Raw genomic sequence first — 24,946 nt, 5'->3', positions numbered from 1 at the left:
TGATGTTAGAAAATGTTATAATGAGACTGAGAGACACTTATAAAGAGAAAGAGGGGATTATAATGACAATATTAAGAAAACAATGGATAAAATCAGCAGCAGTTTTATCGGCTGTTGCCGCCTTGACGATTGACCCCTTATTAAAGGTCCAAGGTCAAACTTATTATACTGTACAACCGAACGATACAATTTATGGAATTGCTCAGCGTTATGGGTTAAGCCCAGATACACTTATGCGGATGAATAATTTATCTTCATCTTTGATTGATGTTGGAGATTTATTGATGATTGAAGGTGCTGGTTCTACTCAACCTTCTAGCTCAACGCCTTCATCCAGTCCGTCACAATCTGGTGCGACCTATGTGGTTCAGCCGGGAGATACCTTGTATAATATTGCTCGAGCATATGGTCTGTCTTTAGACCAGTTAAAAGCTATGAATGGCCTCTCGTCAAATTATATTTTTGCTGGAGATCAGCTAGCGGTTGCCAGTGGTGGAACCACTTCCGTTGGACAATCTTCGACTGGACAAGTTGGTCAAGGCTCATCAACTAGTCAAGGAAATTACACGATTTCTCCAGGAGATACCCTGTCGGGTATCGCACAGTACTATGGTGTGAGCGTAGAACAATTAAAAGCTTGGAATGGTTTAGTATCGGATCTTATCTATCCAGGATATCGTTTGTCAATTTACGGTAATTCGACTAGCCAAAGTCAAAGTGTGACTCCTTCTTATTCTTCCAATTCAGCTTCTCCTTCATATGGTCAAGCAAGTGGGAATGCCTATACGATTAAAGCAGGGGATAACCTCTATGATCTTGGATTAGCTTATGGTTTGTCTATGGAAACACTGATGGCTTATAATGGATTATCTTCAACCATGATCTACCCTGGACAGGTGATCTATATACCATCTGGAAGTACGAGTCAGTCAGGGTCCAACCAATCTTCAAATACTCAAGCGCCAAGTGCATCTAGTGGAGACTCTTCCTCATCACAAGACGCTTCTTCAAGTCGAGGGCAAACACCGAATGCAGCAGGATCACATAAAGATCAGGATAAGGAAGTCACCATTCGTCGACCAAAAACAAAAGAAAGTGATGAATTAACGGATCCAAATACACTGGCTCTTGATCCCGCTCAGATTAGCTTAAGCAAACATGTTGTTGTTGAAGGTGATGATCTTAAGAAGATTGCCGACCAGTACCAAATTTCTGAAAAAGAATTACGTCAATGGAATAATTTGTTAAATGACGAACTTCAAACGGGTCAAGAATTATATGTTTCTGATCCTTCTCAAGCGGTTACCTCTTTTGGTCAAGAACGGCCTTTAAAATCAGTTTATCCTCTAAAATATACGCTGAAAGTTACTGATAAATTATCGGATGTGGAAACATTATTCGGCGTATCTGAATCTCAAATCAGACAGTGGTCTCAACTTGAGGATAATAGTGAAGTGAAGGCGGGAGACGAGTTGACAGTGACTCAACCGGATCAAAAACCAGAAATTCACCAGGTTAAAAAAGAAGATAGCTTAGCCTCTATTTCGCAAGAATATGGCGTGAGTGTAGAAGCATTGAGATTTTGGAATGGACTACTCGACAATGTAGTATATGTTGATGAAGAGATTGCTGTAAGTAATCCGTGGGTTGATTATCATGAAGTTCAACCGGGAGAGACGCTAGAATCGATTGCAGCTTCCTATAATGTTTCGGTTGAAGATCTTCGTAAGTGGAATAAGCTTCCAGAAACAGCAGCTGTTGTATCTGGTATCTTAAAGGTTTCGGATCCTAAATATTTCGATGAAAGTCAGGAGAATCCGTTGAATCAAACAGAAACAACGGAGGTGTCTGAAGAAACAGCTTCAGATAGCACTGAAGAATCATCGACGAGTGAAGCATCCAACTAAAGTAAAAATTTATTAAAAATGTCCTTTAGCCATTAGACATCGTCTAAAAGTTAAAGGACATTTTGCTATTTTATGGTTGCTTTAATTCCAAGGCTGCATGACGACCTGCGACAGCTCCTGTGACAAAAGCAGTAGTCATATTGAAACCGCCGGTATAGCCATTAATATCTAGTAATTCGCCACAGAAGTATAATCCGTTGACTAATTTTGAGGCCATCGTTTGTGGTACGACCTCTTTCAAGTTGACGCCTCCTCCAGTTACAAAAGCCTTGTCAAGCTTTTGGCTTTGGTAGGCGGTCAAAGGGAATTCTTTTATTAGGGTCCATAGGTCCTGCGCTTGTTGAGGGCTGAGATTCTTATACGCTAGATGACCATCTAGATTCAAGTTTTTGAGAATTAAACGGGCTAATTTTTCAGGTATCCAATGTTTTAAAAGTGTGACGAGTTCTTTCTGACGGTGGGTTTGACCGAATTGATCTAAAGTGCTAATTGTCCAGTCTGGTGTTAAATCTAGTCTCAGTTGAGCGACTGTTTGAGGGTGTTTCATAAGCCAAAGATTGACATGACCTGAACAGCGCAAAACCGCTGGGCCAGAATAACCAAAGTGAGTGAAGACCATCCCCATTCGATGTTGCGTGATGATCTTATTTCTTTCATTTATCAAAGATAGATTAATATCCGTTAGGGAAATCCCTTGTAGTTCCTTTGATTGGATAAAGGGATCATTGGACAGAAGAGGAACCTCTGTGGGATAAAGAGGAGTGATTGAGTGGCCTAATTTTTGAGCAAAGCCATAACCATCTCCTTGTGAACCGGTACGAGAATAGGATTTCCCCCCAGTTGCTAAAATTAATGACTGAGTGGTAAGTTCTAACCCATTTTGAGTTCTAATAGATTGGATGTGTTGACTTTGAGGACTTTGTTGAATTGATTTTAGACTCTGATTTAAGAATAAGTCAATTTTTAACGCCTTAATTTTATTTAATAGAGCATCTCGAATGCTGCGGGCAGAGTTACTAACTGGAAAGATTCGACCATGGTCTTCCTCTTTAAGTTCAATACCGGCTTTTGTGAAGAAATCGATAATATCGGAGGCGTCAAATTGGTCAAGAGAGGAATATAGGAACTTTCCATTACCAGGAATGTGGTTAATGAGTTCTTGATGATCAGCTGAATTGGTGACGTTACAGCGTCCTCCTCCGGTTAATAGTAGCTTGCGACCTACTTGATTATTTCTTTCAAGAATGGCAACGCGGGCACCGCATAATCGAGCTTGAATGGCGGCCATCATGCCTGAAGGACCCGCACCGATGACGATGACATCATAATTAGTCACTTTACTCACTCCTTTTTTAATCATAGAATTATTATAGCATAGGGAGGAATGAGTCGGGGTAAAGGCCTTAACTAGTCTGAATTTTATTAAATTTAAATTGACATTTATATGAAATGGCGGTATGATAAGTAACGGTATTGTTTACCCCACTAATGAGCCCCGGAAACTCATAGTAATTGTAAACAAGAAGAAAGTAATGGAGGAAAATAACGTGCGTCAAACATATATGGCTAAGAAAAACGAAGTTGAACGCAACTGGGTCTTAATTGATGCGACAGATGTTCCCTTAGGACGTCTTTCTACAGTCGTTGCTTCAATCTTACGTGGTAAAAATAAACCAACTTACACTCCACATGTTGATACAGGAGATTTTGTGATTGTTATTAATGCAGAAAAAGTTGCCTTAACAGGTAAAAAAGCAACTGATAAAAAATATTATAACTACTCTGGTCACCCAGGGGGTATGCGTGTTACAACCGCTGGTCAAATGCGTGATAACAAGCCTGAGCGTTTAATTGAACGTTCTGTCAAAGGTATGTTGCCAGATAACCGTTTGGGTCGTAAACAATTCACTAAATTATTTGTTTATGAAGGTGCAGACCACAAACATGCAGCACAACAACCAAAAGAATTAGACATTACATCATTAATTTAAGGAGGGATTAAATGGCTACAGTACAATACTTAGGAACTGGTCGTCGTAAAAACTCATCAGCACGTGTTCGTTTAGTGCCAGGAACTGGTGAATTTACTGTTAATGGTAAATCATTAGAAGAATATATCCCCTTTGCGCACTTACAAGAAGTTATTAAACAACCATTCAATGTAACCGAAACATTAGGTTCTTATGATGTGATTGTTAATGTTCAAGGCGGTGGATTCTCTGGTCAATCAGGAGCTATCCGTCATGGAATTGCTCGTGCATTATTAAATGTAGATCCTGATTTCCGTTCTGCCTTAAAAACGGCAGGATTGTTAACGCGTGACCCACGGATGGTTGAGCGTAAGAAACCGGGTCTTAAGAAAGCTCGTAAGGCTTCTCAATTCTCAAAACGTTAATATTATTGTTATATCAATGTTTACAGCACCTTTTCTACTTCGGTGGAAAGGGTGTTTTTTTCGTTTAATACGTTCTTAATACGTTTTAAATACTTTTTATCTTTATCGCTCATAAAATTGGCAAATTGATTGATTAATTTGGGGATATCCAAAAGATATTTATCAGAAAAAGACTGCTGAGTTATTGTCTTTTCCTACATTTCCACTGCTGTTAATAATTTAGTTAGCTTGATTTCATTTTTAATTTTTTTAGTTTCTAATATGAGTTCGCCATCATTACATGAATCTAAAAAACTTGCAAAAATACCTATTAGGCGTATAATAATGATTGTTGTTGAAAAATGCCGGATTAGCTCAGTCGGTAGAGCAGCACATTCGTAATGTGAAGGTCGTAGGTTCGATTCCTATATCCGGCATAAATTACATAAATAAGTGATTCAATTAAAGGTGATTTTTAAAATACTAACTTTATAGATATATAAAGAAGAAATATCGAATTTTTTTATAAAAGCCATGAACATTGTGATAACAATGTTTGTGGTTTTTATTGTTTTAGAAGGACTTTGAAGCGATTAAATAAGGTAATAAAATTTATATATTAGGAAAAAGTTTTGCTTGAATGAATGGCTACTTGAAAAGCGACACTCTGTCATATATACTGGGTATAAAGCGACACGGTGTCATTTTAAGGGGGAAGCTTATGCCAAGTCAAACTTTTTTAAATTTAAGTCCAGAAAAGCAAGACCGTTTAGTGAAGGCGGGAATTATGGAGTTTTCTCAACGACCGAAGAGTCAAGCTTCTGTATCTAATATTATTCGAAGTGCAGAGATCCCAAGAGGGTCTTTTTATCAATATTTTGAAGATTTGGATGAATTTTTTTCTTATTTATTTCAGCAAGTTCTTCTTGAACTGGATCAATTTACATCAGATGTAACCTTGGACTTAGATTTAAAATCAGCGCTTGTTAATCATGGTTCTCAATATATTGAGTTCATGTTGACTTCTCACTATAGTCAATTTTTAAGGCAAGTGTTACTTCATGCTGATTTTCAATTAGTAAAACGTATCTATCAAGCGAGTCGATGGGTTCATCAGTCAAAAAATTTGGATCAAGAAAAATTGCTGACTTATTTCGAGAAATATCTTGTCATTGAGCAGAAAGATATTGGGAATTTTATTGAATTTTATCATTTTGTGTTAACACACTGTATTACTAAAGCCTTGGTGAACCATTGGACATTGGATGATTGTCAAGAATTATTTGAACAGCGGTTACAATGGTTGCTGGAAGGGACTTTAAGAAGGGAGATATTGAATGATTAGAATCTGGGGAATGTTGGATAAAAAGAAATTAGCCATCATTTTTTCAATAATGGTTTTTGAGGCAGTTAGCTTATTATTTTTGCCGACAATAGCTGCTAAGATATTAAATGTGGCGGCAAGAACAGGTAGTCAGTCGGGGATTTGGCAATATGGTTCTTGGATGCTAGTGGCATCATTGATGACGATTGTGTTGGCTTTTATATCGGTTAGAATGTGTGCTAAAGAGTCACAAGGGCTAGGGAATCATTTACGTAAACAAATTTTTTCACAAGTAATGGCTTTTTCGCAAGATGATTTATCGCGTTTCGAGACATCAACATTAATTACTCGAACAACCAATGATGTGATGCAGATTCAAATAATCACCATGATGACTTTGCGAATGATTGTTATGACACCAATAATTGTAGCAGTATCAGCCTATTTCGCCTATCAAACTCAAAGTGAATTAGCCTGGATTTATTGGATTACATTACCTTTGATCTGTGTCTTGGTTTTTGTGATTATGCGTATTGTGACACCTATTTATCGTCGAGTACAATCAATTATGGACCGGTTAAACAAGGTTTTTCGTGAAGGTTTGACAGGGGTTCGGGTTATTCGGGCATTTAATACGTCGACTTACGAAGAAGCGCGATTTGATGAGGTGAATCAGGATTACCGGGATACCAATGTGAAGGGTTTTTCAATTATGTCTTTATTACTCCCTTCATTATTGCTTGTGGTGGGCGTATCGAATGTCTTGATATTTACCCAAGGGGTTAAGCTGATTGAGGTCGGAATCATGGAAGTGGGAAATATTATTGCTTACATCCAGTATTCTAATCAGATTTTGATGTCCATTTTAATGGTAGGTATGCTGTTTATTTTTATTCCCCGAGCACAAGTTTCGGCTGACCGTATATTGGAAGTATTAGATACTAAAGCATCGATTCAAAGCGTGAAGGATCCTCGACCCATCCCTCAAGATGGTCCTTGGCAATTAAGTTTTCAAGGGGTTGATTTTGGTTTTCCACAAGCCCAAAGACCAGCGGTTTCTAAGCTTAATTTTACAGTGAATCAAGGTGAGACTTTAGCAATTATTGGAGGTACTGGTTCGGGTAAAACCACCATCGCAAACCTTATACCCAGATTGTATGAAGCTTCTGCGGGTGCGGTTCGTTTGAATGGGGTTGACGTTCGCCTATTGGACCAGGAAGCGTTAAGGACTTGTATCGGCTATGCTACCCAAAAAGCGATGCTCTTTGCGGGGACTATTCGCTCGAATTTGTTATATGGTAAAAGCAATGCGACAGATGAACAATTATGGCGGGCCCTTGATATTGCTCAAGCAGACTTTGTAAGAGATTTGCCAGAGGGCTTAGATGCCCGTGTTGAACAAGCAGGGAATAATTTTTCGGGAGGACAAAAGCAACGCTTATCCATTGCTCGAGCGATTGTTAGCCAACCAGCGATTTACTTGTTTGATGATTCTTTTTCAGCATTAGACTTTAAGACTGATGCCAAGCTTCGCCAAGCTCTCAAGGAAAATATCCAAGATGCGATCATAATTATTATTGCACAACGTGTAAGTACCGTGATGGATGCCGATCAAATTCTGGTCTTAGATAATGGTCAAATTGTAGGGCGTGGGAGTCATCAAAGTTTGTTAAATAGTAATCCGGTATATCAAGAGATTGTTCGATCTCAAATAAAAGAGGAGGGATAGTCATATGGAAGAAAAGAAACAGAACCGCTCCTTTATGGATACGGCAAAACGCTTGTATCAATTTATGGCAGGCCGACGTTTATGGCTCTTAGTTGTTTTAATTTTAGCTGCTTTTTCTGCCTTTTTACAAGCCCAACTTCCACGAATTCTAGGTTGGATTACGACCTTGATATATGAAGGGGTTAAGGCTGGATGTCATGATGGTCATTACCAAATCGATTATCATGGGATGGGACGTATTTTAGTTATTTTAGCGGGAGCTTATCTTTTATCCAGTTTTTTCCGGTACTTTCAACAGTTTATCACTTTAAGAATCGCTCAAAATACGGTGTATGATCTACGTAAGCAAATTAAGCAAAAGATGAGTCATCTACCGATTTCTTATTTTGATAGTCATGCTAACGGGGAAATTCTTTCGCGGGCCATCAATGATGTGGATCAGATTGCTTCATCCTTGGGACCATCACTAACACAAGTAGTGACGTCCTTTGTTCAAATACTCGCCATATTTTTCACGATGTTATCGATGAGTGGTATTTTAACCTTGGTGGTTGTTCTATTGGTTCCTTTGAATTACTTGATTATTCGAATCATTTCTGGCCGCTCTCAAAATTTGTTTCGTCAAAGACAAGTTCTACTAGGACATGTCAATGATTTTATTGAAGAGCGTTATTCAGGGCAAACAGCCATCAAGGTCTATAATCAGATTGATCATGAAAAAGCCTTGTTTGAGCAAAAGAGTGATCAGTTAAATGAAGCCTCTTGGAAAGCTGAATTTTATGCAGGTATTTTAAATCCCTTAGTCGATTTATCGAAGAATATTATCTATATTTTAGTAGCGATTATTGGTGGTCTTGGGGTATTAGAGGGTAAGATTCCAATAGGAACAGTTCAATCTTTCTTTCAATATACCAATCAGTTTTCTGGTCCTTTTAGGCAGCTGGCCAATCTTGCTGCTTCCATTCAAATGACTTTAGCATCTACCGAACGTGTATTTGAATTGTTAGACGAGGAAGAAATGATTCACCCTCAAGGAGATCCGCAAAAGAGAGATACCCAGTATAAGATTGAGTTTAACCATGTTCAATTTGGTTATGAGCCGGGTCAATTATTGATGACAGACTTTAACTTAAGGGTAAAGCCGGGTCAGATGATCGCTGTTGTTGGACCAACCGGAGCTGGTAAGACAACGCTTATTAATCTCTTAGAGCGGTTTTATGATGTATCAGGAGGGGCTATCTATTATGATGGCATTGATATTCGGAATTATACCCGAGAAGATTTGCGGAGCCATTATTCCATGGTATTGCAGGAAACCTGGCTATTTGCAGGGAGTATTTGGGATAATTTGAAATATGGTAATGAGGGAGTGAGTGATCAGGCTATCTTGCAGGCTGCCAAAGCAGCGCATGTAGATGACTTTGTTTCCACACTACCTGATGGCTATCAAACGCTTTTAACTGAGGATGGAAATAATTTATCACAAGGTCAAAGACAATTAATTACTATTGCTCGCGCTTTTCTATCTGATCCAGAAGTGATTATTCTTGATGAGGCGACTTCATCAGTGGATACAAGGACGGAAGTTTTAATTCAAGAAGCGATGGCTAAGCTTTTAGAGAATCGCACTTCCTTTGTTGTTGCCCATCGCTTGTCAACAATTCGAAATGCAGATAATATCATTGTTATGAATCAAGGGGATGTCATAGAACAAGGAAATCATCAGACTTTATTAGAAAAAAATGGTTTCTATGCTAGTTTATACAATGCACAGTTTGCCTAATTCAATAGCTAAGAACGATTGATTTTAAACGCTGATTTTCTGTTATCAGAAAATTGGCGTTCCTTTTTTAGATATCTAGTCAGGAAAACGTTTCTATGTTAAAATTAGTTATCAAATCAGTTTTAATTAGATGACAAACTGCAAAAGGTGGTACAGAAATGAAGTTGAAAAAGGGAGCGTTTATTGGGATAGGGATTGGTTTAGTGACTCTATCTCTATTAGCATTTTTTATCAATCAATTTGTAAAAGGCACTCAAGCTGGAAATGAAGCAGAGATGCCCAATATAGATTCGACGGGTTATCAAGTGATGGATCTTTATCCCCAGGATCCGGTGACCATCGATGGAACGGTCCAACTAGTAGCAGATAATTCCTATTTTTATGATGCTGAAAAGGGACAGATTGATCAAATTTTGGTGCAGGACGGTCAACAGGTCAAAAAAGGCGACCTCTTGTATAAGTATATTCAAACTGGAGACTTGCAGCACGATATTGAGGATGCCTTGCGGGAGCAAACTCGACTATATAATGATCGTAATCGATTGATTGATAATTTATCTAAGCAAACAGGTCTTTTGTATAACTATCAAGGCGATACATTACAAGGCTATTGGGCGAAGGATGGTCAATATTATTATTATGTTTCGGAATTGATCGGGAAATCGGGGCAACCCTTAGTGAGTGAGACACCCTTAGATGAGGAAGCCTATCAATCTCAAGTGAATAGCATTCAAACAGCAGGTCAGGAAGACCCGGCTGCAGCTGCCAAGGATCAGATACGTCAGGTGAATCAACAAATCGAAGATGTTGAAATTAAATTGCAACGGCTCTATGAAAAACAGCGGGGAGAAGTTCGGGCGGAATATGATGGTAAGGTCATCCTTAATCCTGACGGAAAAACGAGCAATTCGGTTCCACTAGTGCGGATTATTTCTCAAGGAGTTCAAATTAAAGGATCAGTAACTGAGTATGAATTTTATTTACTAGCTAAGGATATTCCTGTTCAGATTTATATTAATGCGGAGGACCGTTATGTTAGTGGAACCCTAGTACGTTATGATGAGATACCACCGGCAAGTTCCGCTCCAAGTCAACAGGACTCTGGCAATAATGCTACTGCTTCTGAAAGCAATTTAGCAGGTGGTTCATCGTCTACACAGTTTGGATTTACAGTTTCTCCGGATGAATTTATTCAACCAGGCTTTACCGTTAAAGTTCAAATAACACCGACTGGTTTAGTTTTACCACAAGAGGCGATACTGGAAGAGGATGGTCACAGTTATGTCTTTATTTATCAAGAAGGCATTGTTCATAAAAAAGAAGTTGATTTGGAAAATCAAGGCTTGCAACGGGTTGTTCAGTCTGGTTTAGAAGAAGGTCAGCAAGTGGTTCTAAATCCATTCGACCTTAAGGATGGACAAAAAATTGAGGTGATGCAGCTAGGTGGGATGGATGAAGATAATCAGTCTGGAGCGATGAGTCCACCGAGTGGATTTTAGAGAGTGAGGAAATATTTATGACCAATCAACCACTCATTCATGTACAACATCTCAATAAATATTTTAAAAATGGTGATCAATCCCTTCATGTTTTAAAGGATATTAATTTATCCATTTATGAAGGCGAATTTGTGTCTGTTATGGGGGCTTCTGGTTCGGGAAAGTCGACATTTATTAATGTCTTAGGTTTTTTGGATAATCAATTTGAAGGAGAGTATCTTTTTCAAGGAGAGCCTGTCTCTGATCGAAATGATTTTCAAATTTCTCAATTGCGTAATCAAAAGGTAGGCTTTGTTTTTCAAAGTTTTAACCTGATAGATAATATGACTGTCTCCAAAAATGTGCAGTTGCCATTGCTCTATGCTGGTTATTCTCATCATCAATCGATGCAAAAGGTTGAGCAAGTCCTAAAAAAAGTGGAGCTTGAACAGAAAATGACCGCAAAGCCTCATGAGTTATCCGGTGGCCAACGGCAACGTGTGGCGATTGCGCGCGCATTGGTGAATAAACCAGATTTTGTGATTGCAGATGAACCAACTGGGGCTTTAGATACGAAAACATCAAAAGCAATTATGGCAATTCTTTCAAAGTTACACCAGGAAGAGGGAGTTACGATTGTTATGGTCACTCATGACCCAAGTCTTCAGACCTATGCCAGTCGTCACTTATTAATGTTAGATGGACAGGTACAAGACGTATCAGCTGAGGAAGCAAGCGGATTGGCGCTTAAGTTCCGTCAAGAAGAGGAGGAAGCCATAGATGCGCGTAAGTGAAATTCTTAAATCTTCTCTTGCTACCCTTAAGATGAATGGACGTCGAACTTTTTTAACATTGATCGGAATTGTGATTGGTATTGCAGCAGTCATCACTATTTTAAGCTTGGGAAAGGGATTTGAGAAACAGACATTGGATTCCTTAGCTAAGGATGAAAAGGGTCGAAGAAGTCAAAGTTTTTATTATAATATGACGGGTTCAGATACTGATCCCGGAACATTGCAGCCTTTTTCCGAAGACAATCTAGAGCATATACGCTCTTTTCCAGGGGTCGATGAAGTACAACTGGATGGTCAGGATGTAACCGAGCAGTATATGCAAATTTCTTTTCGCAAGACTCAAGAATATATGAATGTTAGCCTCAAGGAAGAGACAAATTTTAACCTAGTGGTGGGGCGGAATCTAAATTCATCTGATTCGAAGGCTAAGAAACCATATGTAATTATTGAAGAAATGGCAGCGAGTATGTTCTTTGCTTCGCCACAAGAAGCCTACCACAAAGCGATCAATCTTGATGGACAGGATTATACGATCGTAGGTGTATATCAGATGCCGATGGACCAAGAGCAAGATAATTTAATGGGATGGATGGCTGACCCAATTCAACTAGCGATACCTAAAGCGACTTATGAGCGTTTTTCACAACAATCCACCTTTAATTTTTCGATCAAGGTATTTTATCGGGATGATGCGGATATGAAAGGAACCAATAAACGGATTGCCGAATACCTTAAAGAAAGCGGTAAGGCAAAAGATAGTGGAAGTTATGAGTACTATGATCGAACGGAAGAAATGGCCGAGATTAGTAAGCAATTAACGATGATTACTTTATTTATTACCTCAATTGCAGGGATCTCCTTATTTATTGCTGGTGTTGGAGTGATGAATATGATGTATATCTCGGTGTCTGAGCGAACAAAAGAAATTGGTATTCGTCGTTCAGTGGGTGCGACTCGGTTATCGATTCAATGGCAATTTCTATTAGAAGGGATTGTCATTACTACCTTTGGAGGGATAATTGGTTATGTTTTAGGATTTATCATCGCTAAGATTGCGGGCAACTTTCTACCTTTCAAGCCAGCCTATGATCTTCTAACGGCTTTTGTGACGGTTGTAATTTCAGTGTTTATCGGGATAGCAGCGGGGTATTTACCAGCTAGGCAGGCTGCACATAAGAATTTAATTGAAATTTTACGCTAGAAAATAGTATTCAAAATCGAACTGTAGAAATGTTAAAGAGGCTATGACTTTGTTAGTCACAGCCTCTCTTTTTTTGTGATAATGCGATATTTAATTGATTTCATGCACCCATTTTTTGGATCTTACTCGTAGAAGACCAAAGGAAGCTTTGGTGATTTCTTCCATTGAGGCCATGAGGAAAACCCATTGGATCGGTAATTTTAAGACTACCGCTCCAATAAAAGCGAGTGGAACTCCAACGAGCCATACCGAGCCCATTTCTAGGTACATTGAATACTGAGTGTCGCCACCGCCGCGAAGAACACCTACGACGAGGATGGAATTGAAGGCACGAACAGTAAATAGGAATCCAACAAAGATCAGCAAAGTACGTGATAAGTCATATACCACAGGGCTTAAGTGACCAAAGAAGGACAAGAGTAGGTCTGGATTTAAGCCAATAAACAAAGCGATAATCAAAGCTAAGAGGGTTCCTAATTTGAAGAATCGCATGGCATAGGGGTAGACAGCATCCATTAGACCTTGCCCAATCGTCTTTCCTAGAATGATGGTGCATGAATTAGATAAGCCACGAACTAGAACATAGGCCATATTTTGGATAGCGATAACGATCTGAATGGCAGCAGTAGCATCTGTTCCAACCTTTGCATAGGCGACGGAATACATAATTTGACCGAGACCCCAGAAAGTCTCGTTGATAATAACGGGTAGTGTAATTTTGATAAAGCGTTGAATAAATTCTTGACTAAAGTCAAAAAGTTCTTCCAATCGTCCCCGAAGTGGGCAGTGATAGCGTGTGCTCACATAAAGTAAGATGCTCGCTTCGGCTGTTCGTGCGATTATTGTCCCTACAGCTGCACCAAGAATACCTAATTCTGGGAAGCCCAATTTTCCAAAAATAAAGACATAATTAAAAAAAGCATTACAAACGAAGCCTACGATTGCAGCGACCAAGGGGGCTTTCGGATTTCCGGTACTTCTTAATGAAATCCCAGTTGAAAAAGAGAATCCAGTTAAAATGTAGGATAGAGCTACTAATCGAAGGTATTTTGCTCCGGCTTCAATAACCAAAGGGTCCTTGATCATTAGACCAATTAGTTGTTGAGGAATTAGGATCGCGAGAAGTGTAAAAATAATCCCTGTGCCAAAGGCGATCAAATTAGATAAGGCATTCACCTTTTTAAGATTATCAAAATCCCGCCGCCCATAATATTGAGAAATCATGACGGAGGAACCGGTCCCTGTTCCAAAACAGATCATTGAATAAAAGAAAAAGACTTGATTGGCCAGCCCTACACCGGCTATCGCCGCAGATCCTAATGTGGAGATCATGACGGTATCTAAGGTATTAAGACTAGAAACAATTAAGTTTTGCAGAGCAATAGGGATTGCGATGGCTAGCATTTCTTTATAAAAATCTTTGACATTAAGCACTCGAACCACTCCTTTTGACGCGATAGTTCTATTATAGACGAAAGTAGCTAAAAGACCATCAGCTTTTCAATCTTTTGAGCCGTTTATTTAACGATGGTAGATTAAATGATTTTTTTGACTTTTTGTAGTGTTTAACTGGTACTGGTCGAGTGTAAAACAAGAAAAAGTATCCCAGGAAAAAGATTGAGTTTGTAATAGGTGATTGGCAAGTGCTCCGCGTAGCTTTTTGCAAGTAGCTGACGGGGCTTTTTTGTTAGGGAAGCATCCTGATAAAAGTCAACTTGAACAATTTGTTGCGGGGGTAAGTTGACCAGGTCAAAGAATTCTTTGGAAGCTAAATTATAAATTCGCTGTTTTTCGAGAGATTGAGAAATGCGTTTTTGCCAATAATTTTTTAAGGAAGTGTGTTGAATCTTTAAGGGGATTTTGAGATCAAGTCGATAAGAATTAATGGGATCTAAGGGTCTCACAAGGCCATATAGAGCAGAAAGGATGGCTAGATGTTTTTGGGCATAGTCTAATTGAATGTTTGACCAATCGATTTGACGAAAGGCTAAGCCTTGATAGGCTAGGTAAGCCGGTAGAGCCTGTTTATCAAAGAGATGTTGGTGATGGTGAAATGTTTGAAGAGCTAGCTTATCTGACAGATGAAATTGTTTTTGAATATCATCTAAGGAAAGGCTTTGTAAAGCTGTAGCAACTTGATAACTGTTTGTTGACCAATTAACAGATAGGGTTCCTTGCTGGTCATTCATTTCTTTGCTTGGGGATAGGAGAATAAGGTTCATGAGGCGCAATCCTTTCTAAGCGTATATAAGAATAAACTTCCTAACAATAAAAGAGCCTGCAACATGAATGTCACAGCCTCTTTACTAATCACTGTTAGTTCTTTGGTCATCAATTTTATGGAACTAATTGTTTTAATTTCATTAAATTGAAGCCGTTAAAACTCTCAAAGTCGGGACCTTCTACCACAGGCAGTGATAGGAAGCCGAGTTCTTTAATGTGTTGTAAGGCATCGTCATTTTGCATGACATCAATTTCCTGGTAAGCGATTTTCTGATCATCTAAAAATCGTTTTGTAAAATTACATTGGGAGCAGTTAGGTTTTGAATAAATGGTTATTTTAGACATGGTATTCCTCCTAGAAATTATAATCGTCATCTTCCATGGCTTCTACATGGCCCATCAAATAGCCGGAGCCAACTTGTGAGAAGAAATCATGGTTCGTTGTGTTGGTAGATAAGCCGTTCATAACAATCGGGTTGACATGTTCAGCAGTACCGTCATCATAGAAAGGTGCAAAGCCGAGGTTTTGTAAGGCTTTATTAGCGTTATAACGCATGAAGACTTTAACTTCTTCTGTCCAACCAATTTGGTCATAAACACTTTCAGCAAATTTGACTTCATTTTCCATGAGGTCCTCGAGTAATTCGTGGACCCACATCATCAATCGATATTGCTCTTCTTCGACAAGTTCGCGGTAGCCTAATTGGAATTTATATCCTAGATAGGTACCATGGACAGATTCATCGCGGATAATGAGTTTGATAATTTCGGCGACATTTTCTAATTTTGCATTTCCTAAATACCACAAAGGTGCAAAGAATCCAGAATAGAATAAGAAAGATTCGAGAAGCACAGAGGCAGCTTTTTTCTCAAGTGGGCCTGCATTTTGATAAACTTCATTGATTTTTTTAGCTTTATATTGTAGATAGGGATTACTGTTACCCCAATCAAAGATTTCATCAATTTTTTGGCTAGGGTTTAGAGAAATAAAAATTGTGGAATAGGATTTAGCGTGGACGGACTCCATAAAGAGGATATTATTTAAAACGGCCTCTTCGTGTTGTGTACGGATATCGGAACGCATGACATTGGCCCCTTCTTCTGATTGAAGCGTATCAAGAAGAGTCAGTCCTACAAAAGCTTTATTGACAACATCTTGTTCAATATCTGATAGAGATCGCCAATCAGCAAGGTCGTTGGATACGGGAATTCGAGTATCTAACCAGAATTGGCTAGTGAGTTTTTCCCAGGTTTGTTTATCGAGGGTGTCTTCTACTTGGTTCCAGTCGATCGCTTTGTAATAATCGACTTTATGATTTTGAACATCTCCATGAATAATTTGATTAAAATAATCTTTCATAATGCTTTCCTTTCTTAGATCACACAAGACTCACAGGTATTGGCTCCACCTAATTCTTCGTCGCCTGTAAACGTACGGATGTAGTAGATAGATTTAATACCTTGACGATAGGCATAATTTCTTAGGATATTTAAATCTCGCGTAGTCATCTTATTGGTACGATTGACCTTCCATTCGTAGAAGTTATCGGGTAACTCGGATTGCATGAAGAGGGTCATAGCCATTCCTTGGTCAATGTGCTTTTGAGCAGCTGCATAGGTATCAATAATTTTACGTTGATCCATGTCATAGGCAGAGACAAAATAAGGTAGGGTATCATTGGATAGATAAGGGGTTGGGTAGAACACAGCTCCTACTTGTCCTTCTTGTCGGTGCTCAACTCGTTGAACGATTGGATGCAGGGAAGAAGAAGTCTCATTAATATAGGAGATTGATCCAGTTGGAGCAACCGCTAATAGATAAGAATGATAGAGACCATCTTTTTGAATTGCTTCACTTAAGTCTTGCCAATCTTCTTTTTGAGGGATTTGAATCTTTTTAAAGATTTCCTTGATCTTATCGGAGTGAATGGTCACTTCTTCAGTATCAAGATAGTGAGTTTGGATGTATGAACCATCCGCATAGTCCGACTTATCAAAATTAGCAAACGTTTCTTGCCGTTCTTTGGCAATTTTATTTGAGGCTTTTAATGCATAAAAACGTAAGCAACGGAAGTAAAGGTCGGTGAGTTCTAATCCTTCAGGGGATCCATATTCAATATGATGGTAAGCTAAAGCGGTATGTAATCCCATAGCTCCTAAGCCGACTGAATGATGGAGTTCATTTCCTCGTTCTACGGTTGGAACAGCATGCATATGCGTCATATTAGATACTTGGGTCAGAGCACGAATGGCTGTTTCAACCGATTTTTCAAAATCATCCCCTTCGAGCATCTGTAGAATATTAGTCGAGGCCAAATTACAGGAAACATCGCTTCCTACTTCTTTGTAGCTTAAATCTTCGTTGAGGATGGAAGGCTCTTGGACTTGGAATATTTCTGAACAAAGATTGGACATGATGACGCGTCCATCAATCGGATTAGCGCGATTCACGGTATCGATATTAATAATATAAGGATAACCGGATTCTTGCTGTAATTTTGAGATTTCTTGTTCTAGTTCACGAGCGCGAGTTTGGTATTTATGAATGCGTGGATTAGCAACCATATTATGATATTCAGCGGTGATATCCACATACGAGAATGGGACACCATATTCTCGTTCAACATCGTAAGGACTGAATAGATACATAGGTTCATTGCTTTTAAGAAGGTGATAGTATTGATCAGGTACTACGATACCAAGTGACAGGGTCTTTACTCGAACTTTTTCATCGGCATTTTCCTTTTTGGTGGATAGAAAAGCGTAGATATCAGGGTGAAAGACGGATAGATAGGTTACACCTGCGCCTTGACGTGCACCCAGTTGGTTAGCATAAGAGAAAGAATCTTCAAAGAGCTTCATGACTGGAACGACTCCAGAAGCGGCATTTTCGATGCCTTTAATAGGGGCTCCCGCTTCTCGTAAGTTAGAAAGATTAACCCCCACACCGCCACCGCGTTTAGATAATTGGAGAGCAGAGTTGACGCTACGTCCAATCGATTCCATATTATCTTGAACATCTAACAAGAAGCAAGATACCATTTCACCACGGGCTTTCTTTCCCGCATTTAGGAAGGTTGGGGTGGCCATTTGTAGTCGGTGATGAATATGTTCGTCGGCTAAATGCCAAGCTAAGTCTTCATCTCCTTGAGCCAAATAGAGTGCCATAAAAGCGATACGATCTTCATAGCGTTCTAAATAGCGTTTGCCGTCACGAGTCTTCATCGCATAAGATGTATAAAATTTGAAGGCTCCTAAGAAAGATTTAAAACGGAATTTTTGTTGATAGAGATGGTCGAATAAAGACTTGATAAATTCTTTAGAGTATAAGGCGATAAAATCCCCTTCAATATAGCCTTTATCAATTAAATAGCCAATTTTTTCTTCTAGATTATGGAAAAAGACAGTATTTGGGTTTACGTGTTCCAAAAAATAAGCCCGAACGGCTTCTTTGTCTTTTTCTAGGGGAATCTGACCGTTAATCGGGATATTGATTTGGTTATTTAACTGGAAATAAGTAATTTCTTCAGGTTTGTTGATGGATTTTAGTTCTGACATTTATCTTGATGCTCCTTTATTAGTTGATCGACATCATATTGACTTCCCTGGAATTCAAAAAGATGTAAGAGGGGAACGTCAAAGTACTTGCTGATATTTTTGGCGGTATAACAGAAAAGATCCATAAAATTACGGTTTCCTCCTCCAAAAACACCTTGGCAGTGTTTGTAATTATCCTGGTATTTCATAAATTCATCGAGGATATAAGTTGTTTCATGGTCATATGTTGGGGCAACGAGGATGAAGTTCTGGTCGACTTTGATTTCGTCATAATTTTCAGGTGTAATCTCAAGGGATTCTAAGCCTGATTTTTGAACGAAGGCCCGTGTATTTCCGATGACCGATTGAAAAATAATCATAGACAGACCCCTTTCTAGGAAAGATTTTATTTAACATCTTTCCAACTTGCTAGTCCTATTCTAGCAGATAGCGACCAGACCTTCAAGATAAAAACACAATATATTGGATATCAGATATAATCTAATACAATATATTGTGTTGTTATCGTGATAACTATTCAGTTGTGAAGCTTTACAGAGATTATGTTCAACGATATTCATTATAGCACAAGAAATCATTTGGTAAATGAAAAGCAATCAGTTTTGAGTTCAAATTAGTCACTTCTTAGATTTTTAAGCGGTTAGACCAACAGATCGTATTAATTGCTTGAAATGTCTGTGGTGGTTTTAATGGAATATAATAATAAATTAATCTTATTAATTGTTTTTTATGTAAATATTTAAATTTTTAAGCTTTGAACTTGACGATTGGTATAAAATTTGTTAGTATTATTTTATAGTAAGCGCATACTATATTATTGTGTTATAAGGAGATGATTAGAGATGAGAAGATTTCTACTTGTATTGGTTCTATTTTTAATGCTTCCCGTTACTGATGTAGACGCTCATAATTTTGTGGAAAATGTTTCCCCATCTGTTGCTTATAAGCCAATAAAAAGAAATGTTGTTAGAAAATACAGGAGAGGCGAGTACAATCTAGATAATTATATAGTAGGGAATAAAGAAATTCCTAAGAAATTATATTGGACAGAGGGTCGCTATTCAGGTTACCTTTATTTTAGTTCGTGGTATATTAGTGAGTTAGATTATGTAGTGACTTATTCGGGTGTACTTACCTATCAATAGATAAGGGGTAGAACAATGAAAAAATATCATGTATTTTTATTATGTTTAATGTTCTGTTTCTTTTTAGGAGATTCTAGTCATGTGTCTGCGCAAGAGATTGAAGTTAACTCCGTTTCTTTGGATAGTATAGAAGAATATACTTCCCTCCCTCCGAAATCTGTTTGGCATTCAATTAGTGTTGTTGTTGATTATGGTGAATATCACTTTTTTAGTATAGCGAGGAAAGATGGTATTTATAATGGTTATTTAGCAAGAAATTGGAGAAAATCGGGTGGAGGGATTTATACATATGAAGGATATTTGTATCCAGAAAAAAGTCCTCGCCCGATTCCAGCTAGGAGGGTGGAAAAGAATGATTAAAAAACTACTATTTTGTTTTTTCATACTTTTTTGCTTGCCTTTTTCTAAGGGGATCAGTGCTCAAGATTTATCTGACATTGATGGCTTCTATCAAAATGAAAATTCCGATTCGATGCTTTTGGGTTTTAATATTCGAGAGGATCAGTTATCCTTAGTGATTAATTCCAAGGCCAAATTGGAAAAAACGTCAAACGATCCTTATTTGCAAGATTTACTTGATTGGCGTAATCGTATGGTCAATCAATCAGGAATGGGCCTGTTGGATCCTTCAGAAGAGGATTCCACAGAAGTTCTAGAAAAAAGCATCCTTCCTCGGCTTGAGTTTTCAGATTATGGTTTAGCCCCCAGAGTTCAAATTACTTTCTCGCCAGTAAATTACCAACTTGAAGATGAAGAATTGATTATTTATTTTGAGGATAAGGCCATTTATCGGTTGAAGGTTCATGATGGTGACAAGCTAGTTGGTCTTAACGAGACAATTTTTGAAAAAGTTGAATAAAGATTGCATCGTTGAGTGAATTGATTTATGATAGCTTTATTGAGGAAATGAAGTGCTTCCTGGCTTACAAAGTGTGAGTCGAACCGTTCTAAGAACTAATGACTTCTACAAGCTTATTTGGGCTTGTAGAAGTTTTTTTGTGGAAAATTTCAATAAGCCCTTTTAGAAGGAGGAAAATAAATGTTACTCAGTTTGGGTATGGTGTTTTTGGCAGGATTTTTAGGAGGAAAGGTGGCGGACGCTTTAAAGATGCCCCGACTTTTAGCTTATCTATTAGCTGGGATGGCTTTGGGGCCATTCGGTTTTGATTTATTGGAGTCGGCTTTAGTCGATCAAGCAGCGGTGATTCGTCAAGCAGCCTTGATGATTATTTTGATAAAGGCTGGCTTGACCTTAAATTTTAAGGACCTAGTTAAAGTCGGACGTCCTGCTGTCATGATGTGTTTTGTTCCTGCACTTTGTGAAATTTTAGGGATTAGCCTATTCGCACCTGCTTTACTCGATATATCCTATGTGGATGGCTTGTTATTAGCGAGTGTATTAGCGGCTGTGTCGCCAGCTGTTTTAGTGCCTCGAATGTCTAATCTGATGGATAGGGGGCTAGGAACTCAAAAAGCTATTCCGCAATTGATTTTAGCAGGGGGAACGATGGACGATATATTAATTTTTGTTTTATTTGCAGGCTTTATGCAGCTAAGTCAAGGAGGCACTTTTAGCTGGGGTGCCTTAGTGAATGTTCCGTTAACTCTGTTATCAGGGGGCTTAGTGGGTTTAGGTGCTTACCTGGTTTATCGCTCTATCAAAATGGAGGGTTTATTGGGATCTTTGACCCTTTCATTACTCCTTATGGGAATGGAAGCTATTATCACTCACTGGATACCCTATTCAGGTGTTTTAGCAGTGTTAACCTTGCATATTATGATTCATAAAAACGACCCTCAAGCGGCTAGTTACTTAGCTCGTTCGTTTAATCAGATCTGGCCTATAGCTGAAGTACTGCTTTTTACTTTCTTAGGAGTTCAAGTCAACGGACAATTAGCTCTGCAAGCGGGCTGGCCTATAGTGTGTGTGATTGTAGTTGGTCTTATTTTTAGAATGATTGGGGTGTTTCTATCAATTATTCATGCTGGATTCAATGGCAAAGAAAAAGCCTTTATCATGGGAGCTTATTTGCCAAAAGCAACCGTTCAGGCTTCGCTAGGAGGAATCCCGCTTATGGCTGGGATTCAATCAGGTCAACTTATTCTGATTGCCGCGTCGGTAGCCATTCTCCTGACAGCACCTTTGGGAGCCGTGTTTATTGATTACTTTGCCCCTCGTTTCTTAGAACCAAATAAAGCTCAGTAAAGACAAGTGGTTGGCAGTCATTCTATCTTGGCTGCTAACACTGAGGAGAGGTTTAGGTTGACCATATTTGACCAATTGGGTATACTGGATATATAGAACATTAGCAACCCTTGTAAGAGGGGAGATGGTTCGATCTTCTTGAGCAAGATACTTGAAAGAAGAAAGGCCATCAGGTATTATAGTCAAAGAAAGTCAATGTTAATAAATAAAACGATAGGAGGCAAAAAAATGACACGCCGTAATATGTCGGATATTATTGAAGAATATCTCAAGCAATTTTTGCAAGAAAGTCAACGATTAGAGATAAAACGATCGGATATTGCGGATCGATTTGATTGTGTGCCATCTCAGATTAACTATGTCATTAATACCCGTTTTACTCAAGAACACGGATATTTAGTAGAAAGTAAGCGGGGCGGTGGAGGCTATATCCGAATTTTAAAAATTCAGCTAACTTCCAATGCAGATGAAGTGGATCAAATGATGGCTTTAGTAGGAGATAAAATTTCTTATCGGAATGCTGCGAATATCGTTGAAACCCTCATCCGAGATGACATTATTTCTCAGCGTGAGGGGCGGCTGATGCTATCGGTTATCGATAAAGACCTTCTTCAGTCGATTTCCGCGCAAGATCAAGCGGCCAGAGCCTTGATACTTAATCGTTTTTTGCAACAATTAAAATATGAATTAACTCAAAATAATTATTGAAAATAGAGGTGATTGTATGTTTGAAGAATTATTTACACAAAGTGCTAGAGAAGCCATGCTAATTGCAGCTGAACACGCTTATTATCTAAATAACCAAGCGGTAGGGACCGAGCATATTCTCTTGGGCTTAGCCCGCGAAGAAAATGGGATTGCTGGGAAATTATTGAGGGAATTTGGTGCAGATTATGGCGCTTTGTTGAAAGCCCTTGAAGCGGTCCATGGGAAATTAGGGAAGTTTAAGAGCCATGGAGAAGTGGTTATCCCTTATTCTCCTAGAAGCAAAAAAGTGATTATGTCTGCCTCTAATGATGCCAAGCGTTTAGGAGCTTCTAAGGTAGGGACTGAGCACTTATTATTAGGTATTTTAAAGGAAGAAATATTAGCTACTGTTTTACTAAAAAATTTAGATATCGATCTTTCTCAGTTACGCAAAGCCATTTTTGATGAAATAGGCTTGAATCAACAGCAGCGCTCGGATAATCAAAGTAAACGTAGCAGTCGTCCCCGTCAAAAAGGTCAAGGAGATAGTGAGACGCCAACCTTGGATGCTGTATCTAGGGATTTAACTCAGTTGGCTCGTGATGGAAAGTTAGACCCTGTTATTGGTCGTGAAGAAGAAATTAGGCGAATGGTTCAAATACTATCTCGACGAAGTAAAAACAATCCGGTCCTAGTAGGAGAACCAGGTGTGGGTAAAACTGCCATTGCAGAAGGATTGGCGCAAGACATGGTTACCGGGAAGGTACCGGCTGATTTGGCCAAAAAGCGTTTGATGATGCTTGATACTGCCGCTTTAGTGGCAGGAACGAAGTATCGAGGGGAATTTGAAGAACGGATGAAGAAGATCATTGAAGAGATTCATCAAGAAGGTAAGGTGATTCTCTTTATTGATGAATTACATACTTTAATCGGTGCTGGTGGAGCAGAAGGAGCGATTGATGCCGCAAACATCTTAAAACCAGCCCTTGCCCGGGGAGAAATCCAAACTATCGGCGCAACAACTTTTGATGAATACCAAAAACATATTGAAAAAGATACTGCTTTGGAGCGGCGATTTTCTAAAGTAGTGGTAGATGAGCCTTCTGCGGCTGAAACTATTCAAATTGTTAATGGCTTGCGTAGTAAGTATGAGGACCATCATCAGGTTACGATTACAGATGAGGCAATCGATGCTGCTGTCAAGTTATCTTCGCGGTATATGACAGAGCGAAAATTGCCTGATAAGGCAGTGGATTTGATCGATGAAGCGGCAGCGCTTGTTCGCATTAATCAAGGCCAACAAGCATCAAAAATGGCAGAGTTAGATCTTCAATTGAAGTCAGTTGCCAAGCGTAAGGAAGAGGCTATTTTACAACGTGATTTTGATTTAGCTAGTCAATTGCGTACCGAAGAGGAAAAAATCGAAAAAGCCATTCAAAAAGCTAGTCAAAAATCAAAAGTGAAAGAACAAGAATCAAAGACTCGCCCTCAAGTGACCCGAAAGGAAGTAGCGGAAGTGACAGCTATGGCAACGGGGGTACCTTTACAACAAATGAATACAGCGGAATCCAAACGTTTAGTGCATTTGGAGGAGGAACTTCATGAGAGTGTTATCGGACAAGAAGAAGCCGTCTCGGCAGTTGCTCGAGCCATTCGAAGAGCTAGGTCAGGGCTTAAGAGTCCTCAAAGACCCATTGGCTCCTTCTTATTCCTAGGACCAACGGGTGTTGGGAAGACTGAGTTAGCGAAGACATTGGCACAGTCAATGTTTGGCTCTAAAGATCATATGATTCGTGTCGATATGTCTGAATACATGGAAAAACACGCTGTGGCTCGTTTAATTGGCTCTCCCCCAGGTTATGTTGGTTATGATGAGGCTGGTCAATTAACAGAAAAAGTTAGACAAAAACCTTATTCTGTGATTTTACTGGATGAAGTTGAAAAGGCTCATCCCGATGTCTTTAATATCTTATTACAAGTCTTCGATGATGGTCAGTTAACCGATGGAAAAGGGAGGACGGTAGACTTTAGACATACGATTATTATTATGACCTCTAACATTGGGGCAACTGCCTTAAGGGATGATAAAGCGGTTGGCTTTGGTGCCGTGGATTATAGTGATGATTATGATGCAATGAAAAAACGAGTACTGGAAGAGTTAAAACGAGCATTTAGACCAGAATTCCTTAACCGGATTGATGAAACGCTTGTCTTCCATTCTTTAGACAAAAAAGCGATTCGTCAGATTGTTAAGTTGCAAGCACATGAGATTGTTGATCGCTTAGCTCAAATGGAAATTAAGGCTAGAATGACAGATACCGCAGTTGATATTATCGCTAAAGCAGGATTTGATCCAGAATATGGTGCAAGACCAATTCGTCGGGCTATTCAAAAACAAATTGAAGATCAATTGAGTGAAATGTTACTAGCGGGAGATATCCAATTAGGCGATCAAATCACGATTGGTGGTCGATCCGGTGAGATTAATATTAATAATCGAAGTCAAACAAAGCGACAAGACTAAGTGAGTTTGTTAC

General features: G+C 38.9%; 22 protein-coding genes, 1 tRNA gene and 1 riboswitch. Of the genes, 16 read left to right on the top strand and 7 right to left on the bottom strand.

The annotated features are described in order from the left end of the window. Window positions 1-62 precede the first annotated feature (62 nt). Entirely contained in the window at window positions 63-1,907 is a 1,845-nt protein-coding gene (locus tag HMPREF9706_RS05240) for a muramidase family protein (RefSeq protein ID WP_006908332.1), read from the top strand. Between the two features lie 70 nt (window positions 1,908-1,977). Here the strand turns inward: HMPREF9706_RS05240 and HMPREF9706_RS05235 are convergent, their stop codons facing one another. Continuing rightward, window positions 1,978-3,267, bottom strand: coding sequence for a BaiN/RdsA family NAD(P)/FAD-dependent oxidoreductase (locus tag HMPREF9706_RS05235; RefSeq protein ID WP_040444601.1), 1,290 nt, complete (start codon window positions 3,265-3,267; stop codon window positions 1,978-1,980). A 187-nt stretch (window positions 3,268-3,454) separates the two neighbouring features. Between HMPREF9706_RS05235 and rplM the strand changes: the two genes are divergently transcribed. The 9 genes from rplM (at window position 3,455) to HMPREF9706_RS05190 (ending at window position 12,590) form a co-directional block, all read left to right on the top strand. After that, complete coding sequence (rplM, locus tag HMPREF9706_RS05230; RefSeq protein WP_006908330.1) at window positions 3,455-3,898, top strand: 50S ribosomal protein L13; 444 nt, start codon at window positions 3,455-3,457, stop codon at window positions 3,896-3,898. Window positions 3,899-3,909: 11 nt separating this feature from the next. Next, window positions 3,910-4,302: a 30S ribosomal protein S9 gene (gene rpsI / locus HMPREF9706_RS05225; RefSeq protein WP_006908329.1), complete on the top strand. Its 393-nt coding sequence runs from the start codon at window positions 3,910-3,912 to the stop codon at window positions 4,300-4,302. A 343-nt stretch (window positions 4,303-4,645) separates the two neighbouring features. Continuing rightward, window positions 4,646-4,718, top strand: a tRNA-Thr gene (locus tag HMPREF9706_RS05220). 284 nt (window positions 4,719-5,002) lie between these two features. Then, window positions 5,003-5,626 carry a TetR/AcrR family transcriptional regulator gene (locus HMPREF9706_RS05215; RefSeq protein ID WP_006908328.1) on the top strand — a complete coding sequence of 208 codons (624 nt, stop codon included), beginning with the start codon at window positions 5,003-5,005 and terminating at the stop codon, window positions 5,624-5,626. Next, window positions 5,619-7,334 carry an ABC transporter ATP-binding protein gene (locus HMPREF9706_RS05210; RefSeq protein ID WP_006908327.1) on the top strand — a complete coding sequence of 572 codons (1,716 nt, stop codon included), beginning with the start codon at window positions 5,619-5,621 and terminating at the stop codon, window positions 7,332-7,334. Before HMPREF9706_RS05215 ends, HMPREF9706_RS05210 begins: the two co-directional genes overlap by 8 nt. 4 nt (window positions 7,335-7,338) lie before the next feature. Then, entirely contained in the window at window positions 7,339-9,117 is a 1,779-nt protein-coding gene (locus HMPREF9706_RS05205) for an ABC transporter ATP-binding protein (RefSeq protein ID WP_006908326.1), read from the top strand. Between the two features lie 158 nt (window positions 9,118-9,275). Then, window positions 9,276-10,616, top strand: a complete 1,341-nt coding sequence (locus HMPREF9706_RS05200; protein WP_006908325.1) for an efflux RND transporter periplasmic adaptor subunit — start codon at window positions 9,276-9,278, stop codon at window positions 10,614-10,616. Window positions 10,617-10,633: 17 nt separating this feature from the next. Beyond that, window positions 10,634-11,389 (top strand): ABC transporter ATP-binding protein, encoded by a 756-nt coding sequence (locus HMPREF9706_RS05195; protein ID WP_006908324.1) that lies wholly within the window; start codon window positions 10,634-10,636, stop codon window positions 11,387-11,389. Beyond that, window positions 11,376-12,590 carry an ABC transporter permease gene (locus HMPREF9706_RS05190; RefSeq protein WP_006908323.1) on the top strand — a complete coding sequence of 405 codons (1,215 nt, stop codon included), beginning with the start codon at window positions 11,376-11,378 and terminating at the stop codon, window positions 12,588-12,590. The genes HMPREF9706_RS05195 and HMPREF9706_RS05190 overlap by 14 nt, the downstream gene beginning before the upstream one ends. Window positions 12,591-12,680: 90 nt before the next feature. Here HMPREF9706_RS05190 and HMPREF9706_RS05185 read toward each other — a convergent pair whose 3' ends face one another. From HMPREF9706_RS05185 to nrdI, 6 genes are all read right to left on the bottom strand, one after another. Beyond that, window positions 12,681-14,024: an MATE family efflux transporter gene (locus HMPREF9706_RS05185; protein WP_006908322.1), complete on the bottom strand. Its 1,344-nt coding sequence runs from the start codon at window positions 14,022-14,024 to the stop codon at window positions 12,681-12,683. A 131-nt stretch (window positions 14,025-14,155) separates the two neighbouring features. Then, window positions 14,156-14,812 (bottom strand): YaaA family protein, encoded by a 657-nt coding sequence (locus HMPREF9706_RS05180; RefSeq protein ID WP_006908321.1) that lies wholly within the window; start codon window positions 14,810-14,812, stop codon window positions 14,156-14,158. Window positions 14,813-14,927: 115 nt separating this feature from the next. Then, window positions 14,928-15,158 carry a glutaredoxin-like protein NrdH gene (gene nrdH, locus HMPREF9706_RS05175; protein WP_006908320.1) on the bottom strand — a complete coding sequence of 77 codons (231 nt, stop codon included), beginning with the start codon at window positions 15,156-15,158 and terminating at the stop codon, window positions 14,928-14,930. 10 nt (window positions 15,159-15,168) lie between these two features. Then, window positions 15,169-16,173 (bottom strand): class 1b ribonucleoside-diphosphate reductase subunit beta, encoded by a 1,005-nt coding sequence (gene nrdF, locus HMPREF9706_RS05170; RefSeq protein ID WP_006908319.1) that lies wholly within the window; start codon window positions 16,171-16,173, stop codon window positions 15,169-15,171. 14 nt (window positions 16,174-16,187) lie between these two features. After that, entirely contained in the window at window positions 16,188-18,371 is a 2,184-nt protein-coding gene (nrdE, locus tag HMPREF9706_RS05165) for a class 1b ribonucleoside-diphosphate reductase subunit alpha (RefSeq protein ID WP_006908318.1), read from the bottom strand. After that, complete coding sequence (gene nrdI, locus HMPREF9706_RS05160; protein WP_006908317.1) at window positions 18,359-18,730, bottom strand: class Ib ribonucleoside-diphosphate reductase assembly flavoprotein NrdI; 372 nt, start codon at window positions 18,728-18,730, stop codon at window positions 18,359-18,361. Before nrdI ends, nrdE begins: the two co-directional genes overlap by 13 nt. A gap of 483 nt (window positions 18,731-19,213) precedes the next feature. Here nrdI and HMPREF9706_RS05155 point away from each other — a divergent pair, with 483 nt between their 5' ends. The 6 genes from HMPREF9706_RS05155 to HMPREF9706_RS05130 all read left to right on the top strand — a co-directional run bounded on the left by HMPREF9706_RS05155 (window position 19,214) and on the right by HMPREF9706_RS05130 (window position 24,933). Then, the gene (locus HMPREF9706_RS05155; protein WP_006908316.1) at window positions 19,214-19,516 is read left to right on the top strand and encodes a hypothetical protein; all 303 of its coding nucleotides are present in this window, start codon (window positions 19,214-19,216) and stop codon (window positions 19,514-19,516) included. Between the two features lie 15 nt (window positions 19,517-19,531). Further along, window positions 19,532-19,876 carry a hypothetical protein gene (locus tag HMPREF9706_RS05150; RefSeq protein ID WP_006908315.1) on the top strand — a complete coding sequence of 115 codons (345 nt, stop codon included), beginning with the start codon at window positions 19,532-19,534 and terminating at the stop codon, window positions 19,874-19,876. Continuing rightward, entirely contained in the window at window positions 19,869-20,375 is a 507-nt protein-coding gene (locus tag HMPREF9706_RS05145) for a hypothetical protein (protein ID WP_006908314.1), read from the top strand. Before HMPREF9706_RS05150 ends, HMPREF9706_RS05145 begins: the two co-directional genes overlap by 8 nt. 34 nt (window positions 20,376-20,409) lie before the next feature. Further along, window positions 20,410-20,490: riboswitch (Fluoride riboswitch) on the top strand. A 65-nt stretch (window positions 20,491-20,555) separates the two neighbouring features. Beyond that, window positions 20,556-21,722, top strand: a complete 1,167-nt coding sequence (locus tag HMPREF9706_RS05140) for a cation:proton antiporter domain-containing protein (protein WP_006908313.1) — start codon at window positions 20,556-20,558, stop codon at window positions 21,720-21,722. Window positions 21,723-21,950: 228 nt separating this feature from the next. Beyond that, a complete protein-coding gene (locus HMPREF9706_RS05135; RefSeq protein ID WP_006908312.1) occupies window positions 21,951-22,430 on the top strand; it encodes a CtsR family transcriptional regulator in 480 nt (159 codons plus the stop codon). 16 nt (window positions 22,431-22,446) lie between these two features. Further along, a complete protein-coding gene (locus HMPREF9706_RS05130; protein WP_006908311.1) occupies window positions 22,447-24,933 on the top strand; it encodes an ATP-dependent Clp protease ATP-binding subunit in 2,487 nt (828 codons plus the stop codon). Window positions 24,934-24,946: the final 13 nt, after the last annotated feature.

The organism is Facklamia hominis CCUG 36813 (genome assembly GCF_000301035.1).
Taxonomy (GTDB): Bacteria; Bacillota; Bacilli; order Lactobacillales; family Aerococcaceae; genus Facklamia; species Facklamia hominis.
This window is presented reverse-complemented; position numbering and strand designations above follow the sequence as displayed.

Excerpts from the sequence above, each read along its gene's own strand:
- HMPREF9706_RS05240 (WP_006908332.1), top strand. The coding sequence starts at position 63 with ATGACAATATTAAGAAAACAATGGATAAAATCAGCAGCAGTTTTATCG.
- HMPREF9706_RS05235 (WP_040444601.1), bottom strand. The coding sequence starts at position 3,267 with ATGATTAAAAAAGGAGTGAGTAAAGTGACTAATTATGATGTCATCGTC.
- rpsI (WP_006908329.1), top strand. The coding sequence starts at position 3,910 with ATGGCTACAGTACAATACTTAGGAACTGGTCGTCGTAAAAACTCATCA.
- HMPREF9706_RS05215 (WP_006908328.1), top strand. The coding sequence starts at position 5,003 with ATGCCAAGTCAAACTTTTTTAAATTTAAGTCCAGAAAAGCAAGACCGT.
- HMPREF9706_RS05210 (WP_006908327.1), top strand. The coding sequence starts at position 5,619 with ATGATTAGAATCTGGGGAATGTTGGATAAAAAGAAATTAGCCATCATT.
- HMPREF9706_RS05205 (WP_006908326.1), top strand. The coding sequence starts at position 7,339 with ATGGAAGAAAAGAAACAGAACCGCTCCTTTATGGATACGGCAAAACGC.
- HMPREF9706_RS05200 (WP_006908325.1), top strand. The coding sequence starts at position 9,276 with ATGAAGTTGAAAAAGGGAGCGTTTATTGGGATAGGGATTGGTTTAGTG.
- HMPREF9706_RS05195 (WP_006908324.1), top strand. The coding sequence starts at position 10,634 with ATGACCAATCAACCACTCATTCATGTACAACATCTCAATAAATATTTT.
- HMPREF9706_RS05190 (WP_006908323.1), top strand. The coding sequence starts at position 11,376 with ATGCGCGTAAGTGAAATTCTTAAATCTTCTCTTGCTACCCTTAAGATG.
- HMPREF9706_RS05180 (WP_006908321.1), bottom strand. The coding sequence starts at position 14,812 with ATGAACCTTATTCTCCTATCCCCAAGCAAAGAAATGAATGACCAGCAA.
- nrdH (WP_006908320.1), bottom strand. The coding sequence starts at position 15,158 with ATGTCTAAAATAACCATTTATTCAAAACCTAACTGCTCCCAATGTAAT.
- nrdF (WP_006908319.1), bottom strand. The coding sequence starts at position 16,173 with ATGAAAGATTATTTTAATCAAATTATTCATGGAGATGTTCAAAATCAT.
- nrdE (WP_006908318.1), bottom strand. The coding sequence starts at position 18,371 with ATGTCAGAACTAAAATCCATCAACAAACCTGAAGAAATTACTTATTTC.
- nrdI (WP_006908317.1), bottom strand. The coding sequence starts at position 18,730 with ATGATTATTTTTCAATCGGTCATCGGAAATACACGGGCCTTCGTTCAA.
- HMPREF9706_RS05155 (WP_006908316.1), top strand. The coding sequence starts at position 19,214 with ATGAGAAGATTTCTACTTGTATTGGTTCTATTTTTAATGCTTCCCGTT.
- HMPREF9706_RS05150 (WP_006908315.1), top strand. The coding sequence starts at position 19,532 with ATGAAAAAATATCATGTATTTTTATTATGTTTAATGTTCTGTTTCTTT.
- HMPREF9706_RS05145 (WP_006908314.1), top strand. The coding sequence starts at position 19,869 with ATGATTAAAAAACTACTATTTTGTTTTTTCATACTTTTTTGCTTGCCT.
- HMPREF9706_RS05140 (WP_006908313.1), top strand. The coding sequence starts at position 20,556 with ATGTTACTCAGTTTGGGTATGGTGTTTTTGGCAGGATTTTTAGGAGGA.
- HMPREF9706_RS05135 (WP_006908312.1), top strand. The coding sequence starts at position 21,951 with ATGACACGCCGTAATATGTCGGATATTATTGAAGAATATCTCAAGCAA.
- HMPREF9706_RS05130 (WP_006908311.1), top strand. The coding sequence starts at position 22,447 with ATGTTTGAAGAATTATTTACACAAAGTGCTAGAGAAGCCATGCTAATT.